General features: G+C 64.1%; 18 protein-coding genes. 6 read left to right on the top strand and 12 right to left on the bottom strand.

Annotated elements, in window-relative coordinates; genetic code table 11:
- From AC1DX0_RS18710 to AC1DX0_RS18690, 5 genes are all read right to left on the bottom strand, one after another.
- A partial coding sequence (locus AC1DX0_RS18710) for a HipA domain-containing protein (protein WP_477356390.1) occupies positions 1–1,035 on the bottom strand: 1,035 nt, incomplete at its 3' end.
- Complete coding sequence (locus AC1DX0_RS18705) at positions 1,035–1,532, bottom strand: helix-turn-helix transcriptional regulator (RefSeq protein ID WP_477224311.1); 498 nt, start codon at positions 1,530–1,532, stop codon at positions 1,035–1,037. The genes AC1DX0_RS18710 and AC1DX0_RS18705, both read right to left, overlap by 1 nt.
- A 191-nt stretch (positions 1,533–1,723) precedes the next feature.
- Positions 1,724–2,797, bottom strand: coding sequence for a D-alanine--D-alanine ligase family protein (locus tag AC1DX0_RS18700; RefSeq protein WP_477224310.1), 1,074 nt, complete (start codon positions 2,795–2,797; stop codon positions 1,724–1,726).
- Between the two features lie 16 nt (positions 2,798–2,813).
- Positions 2,814–3,431 carry a C39 family peptidase gene (locus AC1DX0_RS18695; RefSeq protein WP_477224309.1) on the bottom strand — a complete coding sequence of 206 codons (618 nt, stop codon included), beginning with the start codon at positions 3,429–3,431 and terminating at the stop codon, positions 2,814–2,816.
- 110 nt (positions 3,432–3,541) lie between these two features.
- Complete coding sequence (locus AC1DX0_RS18690; RefSeq protein ID WP_477224308.1) at positions 3,542–4,057, bottom strand: hypothetical protein; 516 nt, start codon at positions 4,055–4,057, stop codon at positions 3,542–3,544.
- 426 nt (positions 4,058–4,483) lie between these two features.
- Here AC1DX0_RS18690 and AC1DX0_RS18685 point away from each other — a divergent pair, with 426 nt between their 5' ends.
- The gene (locus AC1DX0_RS18685) at positions 4,484–4,738 is read left to right on the top strand and encodes a hypothetical protein (protein ID WP_477224307.1); all 255 of its coding nucleotides are present in this window, start codon (positions 4,484–4,486) and stop codon (positions 4,736–4,738) included.
- A 17-nt stretch (positions 4,739–4,755) separates the two neighbouring features.
- Here the strand turns inward: AC1DX0_RS18685 and AC1DX0_RS18680 are convergent, their stop codons facing one another.
- Both AC1DX0_RS18680 and AC1DX0_RS18675 read right to left on the bottom strand, forming a co-directional pair.
- Positions 4,756–5,955, bottom strand: a complete 1,200-nt coding sequence (locus tag AC1DX0_RS18680) for an aminotransferase-like domain-containing protein (protein ID WP_477224373.1) — start codon at positions 5,953–5,955, stop codon at positions 4,756–4,758.
- A gap of 132 nt (positions 5,956–6,087) precedes the next feature.
- Entirely contained in the window at positions 6,088–6,540 is a 453-nt protein-coding gene (locus tag AC1DX0_RS18675) for an N-acetyltransferase family protein (RefSeq protein WP_477224372.1), read from the bottom strand.
- Between the two features lie 103 nt (positions 6,541–6,643).
- On the opposite strand from AC1DX0_RS18675, the gene AC1DX0_RS18670 reads away from it, so the two are divergent.
- Positions 6,644–7,111 (top strand): hypothetical protein, encoded by a 468-nt coding sequence (locus AC1DX0_RS18670; protein WP_477224306.1) that lies wholly within the window; start codon positions 6,644–6,646, stop codon positions 7,109–7,111.
- Between the two features lie 28 nt (positions 7,112–7,139).
- Here AC1DX0_RS18670 and AC1DX0_RS18665 read toward each other — a convergent pair whose 3' ends face one another.
- Entirely contained in the window at positions 7,140–7,685 is a 546-nt protein-coding gene (locus tag AC1DX0_RS18665; RefSeq protein ID WP_477356388.1) for an NADAR family protein, read from the bottom strand.
- A 74-nt stretch (positions 7,686–7,759) separates the two neighbouring features.
- On the bottom strand, positions 7,760–8,518 hold the full coding sequence (locus AC1DX0_RS18660; RefSeq protein ID WP_477356386.1) for a pyridoxamine 5'-phosphate oxidase family protein: 759 nt from the start codon (positions 8,516–8,518) through the stop codon (positions 7,760–7,762).
- A 35-nt stretch (positions 8,519–8,553) separates the two neighbouring features.
- Between AC1DX0_RS18660 and pdxR the strand changes: the two genes are divergently transcribed.
- The gene (gene pdxR, locus AC1DX0_RS18655) at positions 8,554–9,966 is read left to right on the top strand and encodes a MocR-like pyridoxine biosynthesis transcription factor PdxR (protein WP_477224303.1); all 1,413 of its coding nucleotides are present in this window, start codon (positions 8,554–8,556) and stop codon (positions 9,964–9,966) included.
- A 75-nt stretch (positions 9,967–10,041) separates the two neighbouring features.
- On the opposite strand, the gene AC1DX0_RS18650 is transcribed toward pdxR, so the two are convergent.
- Positions 10,042–10,536 (bottom strand): hypothetical protein, encoded by a 495-nt coding sequence (locus AC1DX0_RS18650; protein WP_477224302.1) that lies wholly within the window; start codon positions 10,534–10,536, stop codon positions 10,042–10,044.
- 124 nt (positions 10,537–10,660) lie between these two features.
- Between AC1DX0_RS18650 and AC1DX0_RS18645 the strand changes: the two genes are divergently transcribed.
- Complete coding sequence (locus AC1DX0_RS18645; RefSeq protein WP_477224371.1) at positions 10,661–11,260, top strand: DUF922 domain-containing Zn-dependent protease; 600 nt, start codon at positions 10,661–10,663, stop codon at positions 11,258–11,260.
- Positions 11,261–11,266: 6 nt separating this feature from the next.
- Here the strand turns inward: AC1DX0_RS18645 and AC1DX0_RS18640 are convergent, their stop codons facing one another.
- A complete protein-coding gene (locus tag AC1DX0_RS18640) occupies positions 11,267–11,800 on the bottom strand; it encodes an RBBP9/YdeN family alpha/beta hydrolase (protein WP_477224301.1) in 534 nt (177 codons plus the stop codon).
- Positions 11,801–11,909: 109 nt separating this feature from the next.
- Between AC1DX0_RS18640 and AC1DX0_RS18635 the strand changes: the two genes are divergently transcribed.
- Positions 11,910–12,389 carry an Lrp/AsnC family transcriptional regulator gene (locus tag AC1DX0_RS18635; protein ID WP_477224300.1) on the top strand — a complete coding sequence of 160 codons (480 nt, stop codon included), beginning with the start codon at positions 11,910–11,912 and terminating at the stop codon, positions 12,387–12,389.
- 10 nt (positions 12,390–12,399) lie between these two features.
- On the opposite strand, the gene AC1DX0_RS18630 is transcribed toward AC1DX0_RS18635, so the two are convergent.
- Positions 12,400–13,932: an acid phosphatase gene (locus tag AC1DX0_RS18630; RefSeq protein ID WP_477356384.1), complete on the bottom strand. Its 1,533-nt coding sequence runs from the start codon at positions 13,930–13,932 to the stop codon at positions 12,400–12,402.
- A gap of 250 nt (positions 13,933–14,182) precedes the next feature.
- On the opposite strand from AC1DX0_RS18630, the gene AC1DX0_RS18625 reads away from it, so the two are divergent.
- The coding region (locus AC1DX0_RS18625) for a cytochrome-c peroxidase (RefSeq protein WP_477356392.1) at positions 14,183–15,258 on the top strand (1,076 nt) is incomplete at its 3' end.

The following is a 15,258-nucleotide window of genomic DNA, read 5'->3' as shown; positions in this document are numbered from 1 at the left end:
GGTCAGGTTGGTGTCGAGCCGCGTCGRCAGAAGGTCGTAGCGTGGCGCCATGCGGATGCGCCCGCCTGCCTCGTGAAGCAGCGCGAAGTTCTTGGCGTGGCCATCGGTGTTGCCGATCATCAGGTCGAACAGGGTGGCTCTGACGAAAATCTCCTTGGCGTCCAGCGGGTCCGCGGTCGCCTCCAGCACACGGCGGATGGCAGGCGCGTCGAAGCGCCGGCCAGGCATTCCACGCCGCTCGTATTTCAACGCCGCCGGCAAGCCGAGTGCCTGGGCAAAGTCCTCCTGATGGATACGCACGATCCGGCCGTCGCGGGTCCGCGCGCGGTCGAAGCGGGTGATCAGTAGAGCGGCGACCGCGTCGAACGGCACGACCACAGCGTCGGTCGTCTCGAAGCCGAGCGCCCGCGACAGCGAGAGCGCCTCGGCCTCGTCGCGGGCGTCGTGGAGATGACCCTGATCGGGAACCTTCAATATGTGCGTGGTCGGCGCGCCCGAACCTGGCCGCGGCTCGCCAAAGGAGCCGTCTGGCAGCATGGTCAGCGCGATCTTGCTCTGAACGCCGGCCAGCGGCGACGGATCGGCAGTGCCATCGGGCAGTCGACGGCGGCGATGCAGCGCATCGACGATCTGCTCCATCCGCTCCGCGCCGACCGGTATGTAGTCACGACCATAGTCGCCGGGTACTTTGACCGGAGGCGCCCCCGCCGGCAGCACTGACAAGGCGCCGGCGCAGTCCTTGCCGAGATGGAACAACAGGCCGGCAATGTCGTCCCGCGCGAGCCCCTCGCGGGCCATGATATCGGCCAGTGCCGCGTCACGCTCCTGCAACAGATTGTCGAAGAACGGCCTGGCCGCAACATCGCCATAGGGCTCGTCGGTCAACGGCAGCGAGAGCGACAAGGCAACGGCATCGGGATTGGCGACATAGTCCGGCCGGTAGGCATAGGCGACAGCGCCATTGTCGTCTCGCGCCAGAACGCCGATCGGCTCGGCGAACCCGTCGAGCCGGACATCGAGCGCCAGCGCGTCCATCAGCGTTCCCTGGCGAGGAGCGTGATGCCGGCGGCATTCGCAACCTTCAGCACCTTGCCCAGTTCCAGCGTCGGCTTGCCATTCTCAAGTTCGGACAGGAAACGCCTGCCGACGCCGGCGAGATCGGCGAACTCCTGCTGCGAAAGCCGCCGTCCCTCACGCACCTTGCGCACCAGCCGGCCGAGATCCGCCGGCGATCCGATTGTGGTGTGTTCGGCCTCAGCGACCTTGGCTCTGGGTGAGGTCGTTACCTGCTCCTCCGCATCGGATTCGAGCATGCGAGGCAGCGTTACCCGAACGTCCGGCGAAAAGGCCCTGATCTCCACCCCCTTCACAGGGACGACAACATTTCGCTCGCCGTGAACCGGCGCCAGCGGCACGCCGCCTTGTTCGGCAAAGCCACCGGGCGTGCCGATATCGGATCGGGCGGCACGGCGCGCGATTTCTATCGCGCTCAGCGGCGCGGGCGTCGGTGCAGGCATGGTGGTCTTCGGCATGTTTTTGATCCCGAACGGGAACATAACACCCAAAAGGCTCAAATTCAAGCAACCATGCTACCGATCGGGATCAATAACCGAAAATTAGATACCGTACGGGAGCAAACAGCAACACAAGCGCCTATACAGAGCGCTTTGTTCCCGAGCGGGAGCAGATTGCTACCGCGCGCCATGGAGACTGGCTTGTCGGATCAGCGCGCCCCATGCCTGGCCAGCGCATGCTCGATCAGCACGTCAATGACCTGGCTATAACCGATGCCGATCGCCGCCAGCGCCTTGGCGTACATCGAGATATCGGTGAAGCCGGGCAGTGTGTTGACCTCGTTGATCAGCAGCGAACCGTCGGCGCGCAGGAAGAAGTCGACGCGCGCCATGGCCTCGCAGCCGAGCGCCCGGAAAGCTTGGCGCGCCATCTCCGTCGTCCTGGCGCCGACATCAGCCGGGACGTCGGCGGGCACTTTCATCACTGCGCCGTCGGCGTCGAAATACTTCGCTTCGTAGGTGTAGAAGCCATGCTTGTCGGCCGGGATGATCTCGCCGGGCGGCGACACGGTGAGTGAGCCATCGGCCCGCTCCAGCACCGAGCACTCGATCTCGCGGCCGGCGACGAATTCTTCCACTAGGAGCTTGCTGTCGTGCCGGAACGCCGCCGCGACGGCTGTGGCGAAGCCGGCGCTGTCGGCAGCCTTGCTCACCCCGAAGGACGAACCCTGGCGCGCCGGCTTGACGAAGACCGGCAGGCCGAGCCGAGCCGCGATATCCTCGAAGGCCACGGGCTCGCCGCGCCGCAATGTGACGGAGCGGGCCACAGCAAGCCCGGCCTCGCGCAGCAGCCGCTTGGCGGCATCCTTGTCCATGGCGGCGGCGGAAGCCAGGATGCCGCAGCCGACATAGGCGACATCGGCGACCTCGGCATAGCCCTGCACCGAGCCGTCCTCTCCGAACGGCCCATGCAGCACGGGAAAGACGACGTCGACCGGGTCAAGCTGTTCGCCACCCTTGGTGAGAGCCACCAGCCGGCCCTTGCCGCCAGGCAGCAGGGCAACCTCCACGCCATCCTCCGACACTGCAGCACCTGCCCCGTCGCTGCCGGCCTCTGACGACGGTTGCAGCAGCCATCTGCCATCCCTGGAAATGGCGATCGGCACCACCGCGTAGCGCGTCCGGTCGATCGCCTTCAGTACATTGGCCGCCGACAACCGCGACACGTCATGCTCGGCCGAGCGCCCGCCATAGAGGATGGCAACCCTGATCTTGTCCTTCATCGAAAATCCCTCGAAATCAAATGGTGACGGCAATGCCGCGATTGGCAAAGAAGCGGTCGAAATCGGCAGGCGCCAACACTGCGTTTTCCTGTGTGGCGCTGGTATGGCCGGATGGGTTGTGAAAGCGAAAACCGTCATCCGACGCCACTGTGACCAGTACCAGATGGCCGCCCTTCGACGGCGGCTCGCGCTCGGGCCAGCGGATCGAACTGCTGACCGAAGCGATGAAGAACCGCGATCGCTGCAGGATCGCCGGAATGTCCGCTGTCGCGACATTGGTCATCACCTCAGCCTGCAGGCCGAATTCCGCCTGCACGAAGGTGACGAAGGGCGCGTAGATCAGGCCCTTGATGGAGCCTTCACTGACGACATAGCCGCCATATCCGGTGCAGCGTCTCGCCAGCTCTATCGTCGGCACGATCTCGCCGCGCGTCGCCAGGATCATTTTCAGGCACGCCATGCCGCAGATATTGGCGGCCCAGACCGCGTATTCGTCGAGCGTGTCAGCGCCTGAACCCTGCCACAGCGGATCGCGCCTGAGCGCCGCCTCGGCGCCGTCGGCCAGCACCGCCAGGGTCATGTCGGGCGTTTCCCACTGGCTGAAAAACGGCACGGTTTCAGGCAATGGGTTCATGGATTTCTCGGGCAGCTTTTCATCAATCTCGTATACGAGAATACGAGATTGATGAAAAGCTGCTTAAGGTCTGTTTCGAAATTCGCTTCCAGTTGCCGCCCGCGCGCCGCCTACTCAGCCTTCGTCCAGCCGAAAACCAGCCAGGCGTATTTCGATTTCTCGTCCGGCTCAGTGGTGTAGGTCATCTGGATATCGCCGTCCTTGGCATAGATATCGAGCCTGGGCGCGGTATCCAGCTTGAGCCACAGCGAACTCTTGCTGAAGGACCAGGTTCCGCACCAGACGCAAGCGCCCGAATTCGGGTCGCCGGGCTGATGGAAATTGTAGCGGCCGTCCGCCGTGATCTCCAGATAGTCGAACGCGCCGTAGAAGGCGGTCACCGTCTGCTGGAACTCGGCGGCGGCCGCTTCCTGTTCCGGCGTCGGCGCATCGGTCATGTCGCGCGGCGGCCGGATGGCGGAGCCACTCAGTTTCCATTTGCCGACAAAGTCCTTCTCGGTCGGAAGATATTCTTCCTGAGCCCGCGCGGACGAAATATAAGCAACAGATGATATGATAGGCAGACCCGTGGCCCCAGCCGCAAGTAGAAGCGCGGCAGTACAGATCGCCCTGATTGGATTTTGCATAAAAAATAGCCCTCGACGGTAAGGTAATGGATGTCAGCTTGGGAGTTCTATTGAGCAATTTTTGGCGCGCGTTGCCTCGATGCCGATTCCCGCCGCCAATTGCACGGTTAGCATCGGGGCCACCAATCTGGCAACGCAAAGCCCCCCGCAAGTCCGGCCGCCACACTGCAAACGAAAGCCCGCCAGGAGGGGGATCCGGCGGGCTTTGGGAAAGCTGATTTCCAGCTTTCAGATGTCTGACGGGGGATCAGACGTGGCTATAACTTTTATTGGCCGCAGAGGTTCCACCCGAAACAAAAGAATGCCAGCGGCTCGTTCAAATCCACGGAATTCAAACGGTGGCAGCGATTTCTTTTCGCGGGACGACGTCGCGCTGGAACCTTCCACTCCCCGACCGAGTTTTGTGGCGCGGTGGGAGGACTTGAATTGGACAGTTTTCAGAGGCTCGAAGCGCTGCTCGATAGCGCCGGCGGCGATGGCATCGACGAAGCGAATGCCTTGCTGCGCCGGTTCAAGGGCAAATCGCAGGAGGTTGCCGCAGCCATCGACGAGTTCATGCTCGACTTCAAGACATTGATCTTCGTTGTCGAGACCGGCGAGGAAGGGTCCCAGAAATCGCTACGCGAGCTGGCGCGCGTCAGGCTTTCCAATCTCAGGCAGCTCTTGAACGTGGCGGCATAGGGACACCATCGCCAGCCCTACCCCTTCAGCAGCGCCGCCAACCGTGGAATACCCTCGGTCACCGCGCGCCGGTCGGCCAGCGTGAAGGACAGCCGCAGCGTGTTGCGCCCGGTGCCATCGGCATAGAAGGCATTGCCGGGCACGAAGGCAACGCGCGCCTCCTTCACCGACCGCGCCAAAAGCGCGGTGGCATCAGCCCCTTCCGGCAGCGTCGCCCAGACGAACATGCCGCCTTCCGGGCGGCTCCAGGTCACGCCTTCCGGCATGTGGGCTTCCAGTGCGCCGAGCAGGCCATCGCGGCGCTCGCGATAGGCGCCGATGAGTTTTTCGACCTGGCCGTCGAACACGGCTTCGGCGACGCGGTGCATCACCAGCTGGTTGATCGACGGGCTGTGCAGGTCCGACGCCTGCTTCATCAGCACCAGTTTCTCCACAACATGGCGCGGCGCGCAGACCCAACCGACGCGCATGCCCGGCGACAGGATTTTGGAGAACGAGCCGCAATAGAGCGTGCGCGCCTTGTCGATGCCGCCGGAGCGCGCGCAATCGAGCGCCAGGATCGGCGGCACGCCCTCGCCGTCATAGCGCAGCGCCCGATAGGCGGCGTCCTCGATGACGGCAATGTCGAGTTCACCGGCAAGGTCGAGCACCGCTTCGCGCTGTTTTTTGTCCAGCGTGTTGCCGGTCGGGTTGGCGAAATCGGGCACCAGATAGGCGAACTTGACCTTGCCGCCATTTGCCGCTGCCGCCGCGCGATAGGCATCCGGCGTCATGTTGCCGCCTTCGGGCCGCAGCCGGTCGTAGCGCGGCTCATAGGCGTTGAAGGCCTGCAGCGCGCCAAGATAGGTCGGCCATGTCACCAGCGCGGTGTCATTGGGCGACAGGAACAGTTTTCCCAGATAATCCAGCGCCTGCTGCGAGCCGGAGGTGATGAAGATGTTGGCCTCGTCGCAGGCAACGCCGAGCTTGCCCATCTGTCCGGCGATCCAGCGCCGCAGCGGCAGGTAGCCTTCCGAGACCTGGTACTGCAGTGCAGCCCCCGCCTCCGCACCGCCCAGCACCTCGGCATAGGCATCGCGGATGGCGTCAGCCGGAAACAGCGCCGGATCGGGAATGCCGCCGGCAAACGAGATGATATCCGGCTGGTCGAGCAGCTTCAGCAGTTCGCGGATTTCGGAGGCTTTCATGCGCGACGAGCGCGAAGCCAAGAGGTTCATAAGGGTCAAGTCACGCCTCCCCAGACGATTTTCATATAGGTCAACCTGGCTGACCTATATCCGCTTTGTCAGGCAATTTGAATAGTGCCTGAAAGCCTTGCGGTATACGCCAGTCGCGGCTGAGGCGGAACGCTACAGTGCCTTCTTGTAACCAATATGGCTGCCGGTGAAGCCGAGGCTGTCATAGAAACGATGCGCGTCCGCCCGCCCCTTGTCGGTGGTGAGTTGGACGAGACTGCAGCCGCGCGCCCGGCATTGTTCGATCGCCCATTCGAACATCAGCCGGCCGATGCCGCCCGCGCGCCGGTGGCCGGTAATCCGAACGGCCTCGATTTGCCCGCGCCAGGCGCCCTTGCGCGACAGGCCGGCGAGGAAGGTGATCTGCAACGTACCGATCACCTCGCCGCCATCCACCGCCACCGCCAGCAACTGGTTCGGATCGGCGTCGATGGCGTTGAAGGCATCGACATAGCCTTGCGCCAGCGGCAACGAAGCATCTTCGCGGGCGGCACCGAGCGGATCGTCGGCCAGCATGGCGACGATGGCAGGCAGGTCGGTGGCTTGCGCCTTGCGGAAGGTGATCATGGTGCCGGAATAGCGCGAGGCGCCAGCCGGGGCAACGTGCCACTTGAGCCGGACGCGATCGGCTGCAATCATGCCCGTCCCACCATCTCGCAAGAGGGCCGGCATGCATGCCAAGGAACCGCTCTACCGCAAAGTGAACACCCGAACCCGCCTGGTTCATCATGACCGGGGCGGCGAGTACAGATGGTCGCGAAACTCAGGCCGGGAAGGCTCGACCAACCGGGGTTCGATGCATGGCGGACACCACCGTGGTCTGGATTACACGCCGCTGTTCAAATTCCTGCTGTCGCATCTCGGCGACGACTGGGCCGCGGTTCACAGCGAGGCGGTGGCACGCCTGGACCGTGCCGATCCGATCTTCTGGATGGTCGCGCGCAGCGAGGCCGAAAGAAAGCCGTTCATCAGGGTCGGCGAAAGTTCCTACTATAGCGGCCTCTATGTCGACGGCGACAACCGCCTTGCACGCGTCGATCCCGACTTGCGGGTCGAGGATATGGAACCATCCTGTTCCTGCTGTACCCACACATTCAACGGCTTGCCGTTCACCAGAGCCTTCAGGCCTTTCGCCTAGAATGCAGCGTAGCTGGCGGGAGCCAGCTTCAACGCAGCCGGTCGCGGGCCTGCATCAGCGCAAACCCCAGCAGGTTCTCGCCGCGCCACAGAAGCGGGTTCGCCGCTTTCTTGTCATCGGCGGCGAGGCCAATGCCCCACACTCGGTCCATCGGGCTCGCCTCGACCAGGATCTGCTCGCCGGTCGCCAGCAGATATGTGCGCAAGGCGGCATTCTGCCGGAATTTCTCAAAACTCCCCTCGCCGACGATGCGCCGCTTTTCGGCGTCCCATCTGGCTTCGTCGAAACCGCGCACCTGCCGGCCGAACTGCTTTGCCTGCTTGGGGCTTCCCGCCTGCAGGATCTGCGCCGCCGTCTCGTCATCACCAAACAGCCGCGCCTTCTCGGCCATCATCCAATGTTCAGCTGTCGGATAGCTGCGGCCAGCCACTGTGAACCGGGCCGGCCACCACTGGCTGAAGCAGGASGCGGTGAYGSTGCCGTCCTTGGAGACCTGATGTCCCCAGAATAACAGGAATTTGAGCCGGGACTTTGCCCGGAAGGCGTCTTCGAGTTGCGAACGATCGTAAATCATTGCGCGACAGAACAGAGCGTGCGGGTGGCCTGTCAATACCGATCCTGCTGTGCCGGCATCGGCAGGCTATCAGCTTATGCCTCAGCCTCGCCCTCATACACCGCCTGCGCCTTCGTCAGCGCCCGATCCAGCCTCTCGCCCTCGGCATAGCCAGCCAGATTCCCCGGCCGCTCGATACCAGGCAGCAGCCTCGGGCATGGCTCGGCCGCACCAATCACCATGCGCACCGGGATGACGCCGGCCCAGACCGGATGGCCGTAATCCTCCTCATCGTCGCCGACACCCTTTGCCCGCACCTTGGCCGACGCCTCTTCGATGCGCATGCCGATCACCGTCGTCGCCTTGGCCTCCTGCGCCGAGATCGGCCGCAAGGTCTCGCTACGGCCGGGATAGAAGCGGTCGACGACGCCGGCCAGCGCCTTCATCTTCTCCTCTGGGTCATCAACGATTCGCGCGGTGCCAAAGCACATCGCCGAGCGGTAATTGGCGGAATGGTTGAAGCCCGAGCGCGCCAGCACCAGCCCATCGAGATGCGACACGGTGAGACAGGCCGGTGTGCCGCCACGCAGCTGGCGCAGCATGCGGCTGGCCGATGAGCCGTGCCAGTAAAGCATGTCGTCCTCGCGCCAATGGATGGTCGGCGTGCAATAGGGCTGGCCGTCGAGCGTGTAGGCGACATGGCAGAGCAGGCCGGCATCCAGCACCGCGAACACCGATGCGTGGTCATAACTGCCACGATCATGCCGGCGCTTCACCCGGTTGCGCTTGCTGGTCGGAAAGCTGGCGGCGACGTCGTTCACGGCTTGCATCCTTGTCTCTGGTCTGCCAAYCATGCGCTGTGATATTGGTCGATAAAAGGACCAATCCAATGGATAAAAATCAGACCAATATGCCGGATTGGTCGGCGCTGATCCCGGTGCTGCCGGGCGACGGCCCGCGCAGCCGCGAGCTCTATGCGGCGCTCAGGCGGCTGATCGAGACCGGCGCACTGGCCGCCGGCGCCAAATTGCCGACCACCCGCGACCTTGCCCGGCGTTTCGGCCTGTCGCGTTCGGCGGCCGTCGCATGTTTCGAAATGCTGATCTCGGAAGGCTTTGCAACAGCCAAGGTCGGCGCCGGCACCTTCGTCGCGCCAGATGTGCCGCATTTGCCGATGACACTGATCAAGCCGCGCCCGCCGGAGATCGATGCCGCCACGTCACTGCCTTGCGGCCTTGGCGTGGCGGTATCCGACCCGCGTACGCTTGATTTGTTCCGCATCCTGTTGTCGCGCCACCTCGCCCGACCCGGCCCCGAGCATTTCCGCTATGGCGACCCGCGCGGCGGCCTGCCGCTGCGCACCGCGATTGCCACGTATCTCAGAACCGCGCGCGGCGTGCGCTGCGACGCCGGCCAGATCGTGCTGACATCGGGGACACAGCAAGGGCTCGACCTCCTGGTACGCGCCGCACTTCGCCCCGGCGACGCGGTGTGGATCGAAAACCCTTGTTACCCCATGGCGCATGCAGCTCTGGCCGGCAGTGGCGCCAGGGTGGTTGGCGTGCCGGTCGACGCCGAAGGGCTCGACCCCGACATCGGCGAAAGCCTTTGCCCGAACGCACGCGCGGCCTATGTCACGCCCTCGCACCAATATCCGCTCGGCGTGACGATGACGATGCGCCGCCGCCTGGCCCTGCTCGACTGGGCGCGGCGCAACGATGCCTGGATCATCGAGGACGATTACGACAGCGAGTTCCGCTATGCCGGCCCGCCGCTGACCTCGCTGCAAGGCATGGATGGCGCGAACCGCGTCGCTTATCTCGGCACGTTCTCAAAGGTACTCTTCCCCGGACTGCGCATCGGCTATGTCGTGGTGCCGGAGCCGCTGCTCGATGCCGTCATGGCGGTCAGGGCACGGTCCGATCGCTACCCCTCGACACTGGCCGAAGGCGCGCTGACCGATCTCTTCAACGAAGGCCATTTCGCTGCCCATCTCAGACGCGTCCGCCGCCGCGTGCAAGCCGCGCGCGACGTGCTGGTGGCGGGGCTCGAAGCGCATTGCGGCAATGCTCTGGACGTGACGGTGCCGGAACAGGGGCTGCATTTGATGGCGATGCTGAAGGGCGGCGGGCCGGACACGGCCATTGTCGAGGCGGCAAAGGCGGTGGGCGTTGGCGCGCGTGCCCTGTCCGCCATGTTCATCGACGGGACGCCGAGGCACGGGCTGGTGTTGGGTTTCTCCGGGTTTTCGGATGAGGAGTTGAGGGCGGCTACGGTGCGCTTGGGCGGGGTGATGGGATAGAAGGATGCAGAAAATTCGTTCTGTAGCGATCCTTCACACCCCCCTCTGTCCCGCCGACATCGAACTGTGGAGCCCCTAATCCGCATCACCGGCAGGCTTCGCCTTGCCGCACTGCGCCAGCACCTTGCCTATGGCCCCGCTCGACCCCTTCAGCGGAAAGCTGATCGCGCCAAATTTGGCAGCGCTGACCGTCACATCGCCCTTCGAACGCAACAGGTCGAGCAGCGGATCGGCCTTCGCCAGATTGACCACGAAATAATTGTACATTTCCTCGAGCTGCAGCGTCTTGGTCACCGTCTTGCCGTCGGCCTTGAAGTCGAACGCGCCGCTGATTCCGGGCTCCGTCTGCTGGCCGCTGGCGCCCAGATCGTAGCTCAGCACCGGCGTTTCGAAACAGGTCAGCATCAGATACGCATCGCCCTTCGGTCCGCCGCAGACCGAGGCTGTCAGCACCTTGCCTCCCTCGTCTACCTCCATCTTGGCACTCCAGCCGCTGCACGACGCGGCAAAAGCCGGTTGCGCGGCCTGCAATGCGGCCAAGGCACCGGCGACGACGAGATATCTCCTCATGACTTCCCCCAAATTGACTGCCTGCAAGAGATTTGCAGCACCGGCCGGCAGCATATAGGAAAAGCCTTCCGGTGGCATGCCTGTTCGGCAAGGTCGTTCGGTCCCGATCTGGAGAGAGTGGTTGCTGAGAGCCTGTGTTCGTCTGTGTATCGTGCTGGCCGCCCTGGTCACCTTGCCGCTCACGGCCCATGCAGAGTGGAAGCCTGTCGAGAAAGTCGAAACCTACGCCATTTCGGGCCAGTCCGGGCTGGAGCTCTACCGGTCGATCGGCGAGAACGGGCCGAATGTCGGTATTGCCCGCGCCATCGCCTACACCAACTTCAAGCTGACCTGGGGGGTCAGGGACTACAAGCCCAGGGGCAAGGACTGCGTGCTGACGGCGGGGAAGCCGAAACTGATCATCACCTACACCTTGCCAAGCCCTTCCGCGCCGCTGCCACCGGCCGCCCAGAAGAAATGGGAGGTGTTCATCGCCGGCGTCAGCGCCCATGAGAAGGTACATGGCGCCAGCATGATACAAATGGTCCATGACATCGAAGCCGTGACGGACGGCCTGACCGTCGCCGATGATCCCAAATGCAGCAAGACCAGGGCCGAGGTGGTCAAGCGACTCGACGCGATCTCGAAGGCAAGGATACAGGGCAGCCGGGATTTCGACCGCGTCGAGTTTGGCCAGGGCGGCAATTTGCAGAAGCTGGTTTTCGCTTTGGTGAATGGCGGCTGAGCGCCCTCAAGCCTCGGACACCAGACCCTCGAGCAGCGCCAAACCTTCCGGCCAGTCACCCAGACCGCTATCGGCGTTGATGTGGCCGAACGGCCCAATGACGGCGATGCGGCTGCCCCATTGCGTCGCCCGCGCCTGCGCATAGTCCGCCGAGCCATAGGGGTCGTCGGTGCTGGTCACCACCAGCGACGCAAAGCGCAGCCGGCCCTCGGGAATCTTGGCAAAGGCCATGCCGTATCCCGGAAAGACCGCGGATGCCGGATCGGGAACACCGACCAGCAAGGCCGCCCTCACCGCCCTCTGCGAAATCTTCTGCCAGTGCGCGATCAGCAGGCAGGACAGGCTGTGCGCGACCAGCACCGGCGGCCCCGGCGCCGCGATCACCGCGGCCTCCAGCGCCGCCAGCCAGTCGGTGAAACCGGGCAGGTCCCAGCTTGACGGCTGGAAGCGCCGCATCGCCGGATTGGCGCTTTCCCAGCGCGATTGCCAGTGCGCCGGGCCGGAACCGCCGCTACCCGGCAGGATGATGAAATGCGTCATGTCGCCTTGCTCCTATCGATCGTGGATACATGGTGGCGTCTTGCGCTGGCATCGAGAATGGGAAACCATCGGAAAAATCACTGCATTGCCGATGGATTCAAGGTTCCCCATGAAGACCAACGACGAGCGCACGCCGCTCGACCCGACCGACATCGCCATCATCGAGGCCATGCAGGAGAACGGCCGCATCGGCATATCGGAGCTTGGCCGGCGGGTCGGCCTGTCGCAACCGGCAACCTCCGAGCGGGTCAAGCGGCTGGAGGAGCGTGGCATCATTGCCGGCTACACCGCGGTGATCGATCCGGCAGCCCTCGGCCTCGGCATGATGGCCATCATCCGCGTGCGCACCACGCATGAGCACATCCCCCCGTGCCTGAAGCAGTTCGCCGAAATGCCCGAGATCACCGAGGTGCACCGGCTGACCGGCGAGGATTGCTTCATCCTGAAAGTGGTCGTGCCCTCGCCCGCCCACCTTGAAACCATCGTCGACGCCGTGGCGCGCCATGGTGCGGTCACCACGGCGCTGGTGCTGCGCAGCGAAACGCCGAAGCCGATCGGCCGCGCGCTGATCCGCAAATCAGGCGGTTAGCGGCCCAAGCCTAGCGGCTCAGATCAAGCGCCGCGCTCAGGTCGCCCATCGGCGGMTGATCGTTGTTGCGCAGCGCCTTGTCGCGAGCGACGATGCCGGAGAGCACCGGCAGATCGTAGCGGGCGGTGATGAAGCGCAGGATCGACGTCGTGTCGTATTGCGTGTGGTCGACCATACCCATCTTCGCATAGGGCGAGATGATGAAGGCCGGGATGCGGTTGCCCGGGCCCCAGCGATCGGCCTTGGGCGGCGCGACATGGTCCCAGAAGCCGCCATTCTCGTCATAGGTGACGACCACCAGCATGTGGCCCCATTGCGGGCTCTTCTCCAGATGCGCGACGAGGTCGGCCAGATGTTGGTCGCCCGATGTCACATCGGCATAGCCTGAGTGCTCGTTGAGATTGCCTTGCGGCTTGTAGAAGCTGACAGCCGGCAGCTTGCCGTCGTCGATCGCCTTGATGAACTCGGCGCCGTCCAGGCCGCCATCCCTGAGATGCGCGGCCCGCGCGGCGGTGCCCGGCGCATAGGCGGCGAAATAGTTGAACGGCTGGTGGTGGAACTGGAAGTTCGGCACCGGCGTCGCGTTCTTGCCGTCGAGCGCGGCCTGCCAGGCGCCGGCATACCAGGCCCAGTCGATGCCTTTGAGCGACAGGAGATCGCCGATGGTGATGTCGTGCTGCGGCGGCAATGTCGTCGGCTGCGTCGGATCGGCAAGCGCCTTGTCGCCGCCTTCGACCGGCTTGTTGGCGCTCGGCTGATAGGGCGGCTGCATGGTGTTGACGGCGTAGAAGTCGGGCGTGATGGCGCCGTCATTGACGAATTTCGGCGCGCCGCCGAGCGCTGAGGCCGGCGAATTGTCGGCCAGCTTCAGCGTCTTGCCGTCCGCCTCGACGCCGGCGATCTGCCCCTTCACCGGGCTGGTGTCGGCGTTGGGATAGATCGGCGCGCAGGCGCAAGCGAGCATGATGTGGTTGAGGAACGAGCCGCCAAAGGCGCCCTGGAAGAAATCGTCGGCCAGCACATACTTYTTCGCCACCGCCCACATCGGCAGGTTGGAGCCGTCGTAATGGCCCATGACGAGACCGCCGGAATCGGCCCAGGCGACAAATTTGTCGTTCCGGCCGCCATCGATCTGCATCTGCTCCTGATAGAAGCGATGCCAGAGGTCGCGGATGACGACGGAAGTCTTCTCGTTGAAGCCGTTGGCATCGTCGATGGCGAAGCTGGCATTGGCGAGATGCGCCGACTGCGCCTCGGTCACAACAGGCGTCACCCCCTTGCCGGTCAAGCCACCCCAGGCCGGCGGCAGTTCGGCAAGCGGCTTGCCGTCCCGGTCAAGCTGGCGCGCCTGGTCGGCCGAAGCATTGGCCAGCCCATTGGCGCCGGGGAAGCCGCCATAGAGATTATCGAAGCTGCGATTCTCGGCATAGATGACGACGACGGTATCGATCTTGTCGTAGCCGGGAGGAGCGGCGGTGGCGACGCCGGCAAATGATGCGAAGGCCGTGGAGGCGAGGCAAAGCGAGAGAAAGGATCTGGTCATGGTAAGATGCCTCGTGGCTGGGGTATGGCTGGAGGACGACATGCATGGGCAAGGAAAACGCACGAATGGAGCTACTTGCGTGCCTTGTCACCTATGTGACATTTGCCGACCCATCGAACACGGTTTCGTGAACGCCGGGATGGGTCATGAATCCGTTGCACAGGATACTTAGTTGCGGGATCGAAAACGGATTGCAGCTATGGCGACGGGACGATGGAAAAGCCGGGCGGCAGTGATCGCCACGGCATCGATGGTATGCTTCGCCGCGCCGGCAAACACGGCGGCACCGGATGGCGTCCACCCCGGCCCCCTATCGCGCGCCGACGCCTTCGCTAGGGCGCAGGCGCTGACCGCGCTTGGCAGAAAAATGTTCTTCGACCCCGCACTCTCGGCATCCGGCAAGCAGGCCTGCTCGTCCTGCCATGATCCGCGCCACGCCTTCGGCCCGGCCTCGGCCTCGGCGGTCGAAATGGGCGGACCAAACCTCGACCAGCCTGGCGTGCGCGCCGTACCCTCTTTGCGCTATCTCCAGGCSRCRCCCGCCTTCACCGARCAYTTYTACGATTCCGAGGACGAAGGCGACGAGAGCGTCGACAATGGYCCGACAGGCGGCCTGACCTGGGACGGCCGCGCCGACCACGGCAAGGACCAGGCCAAAATTCCCCTGCTCTCGCCCTTCGAGATGGCCAACAAGGATGAAGCCGCCGTCGCCGCCGCCTTGCGCAAGTCAGCCTATGCCGACGCGTTCAAGGCCGCCTTCGGCACCGACGTGTTCGACCATCCGGGAGACGCCTTCGACGCCGCCGCCGAGGCGCTTGGCACCTTCGAGCAGAGTGCTGCCGATTTCTATCCCTATTCCAGCCGCTACGATGCTTTCCTCGCCGGCAAGGCTGAGCTCACGGCGCAGGAAATGCGTGGCCGCGCGCTGTTCGAGGACGAGACCAAGGGCAATTGCGCCAGCTGTCACCTCAGCGAACCCGCCAATGACGGCGAGCCGCCGCAATTCACCGATTTCGGCCTGATCGCCATCGCCGTGCCGCGCAATACGGCGATCCCGGCCAATGCCGATCCGGCCTATGTCGATCTCGGCCTGTGCGGCCCGCTGCGCACCGATTTTCACGGCCGCAGCGAATATTGCGGCCTGTTCAAGACGCCGACCCTGCGCAACGTCGCGCTGCGCAAAAGCTTCTTCCACAATGGCACCTTCCACACGCTGCGCGACGCGGTCGCCTTCTACGCCAGCCGTGATACCGATCCCGGCCATTGGTACCCCAAAAATGCCGACGGCACGGTCAAGCAATATGATGATCTGCCAAAGGCTTACTG

It is taken from the genome of Mesorhizobium sp. P3_A9 (assembly GCF_056402975.1).
Note: the sequence above shows the minus strand (reverse complement) of the source record. Positions and strands in the feature narration are given on the sequence as shown.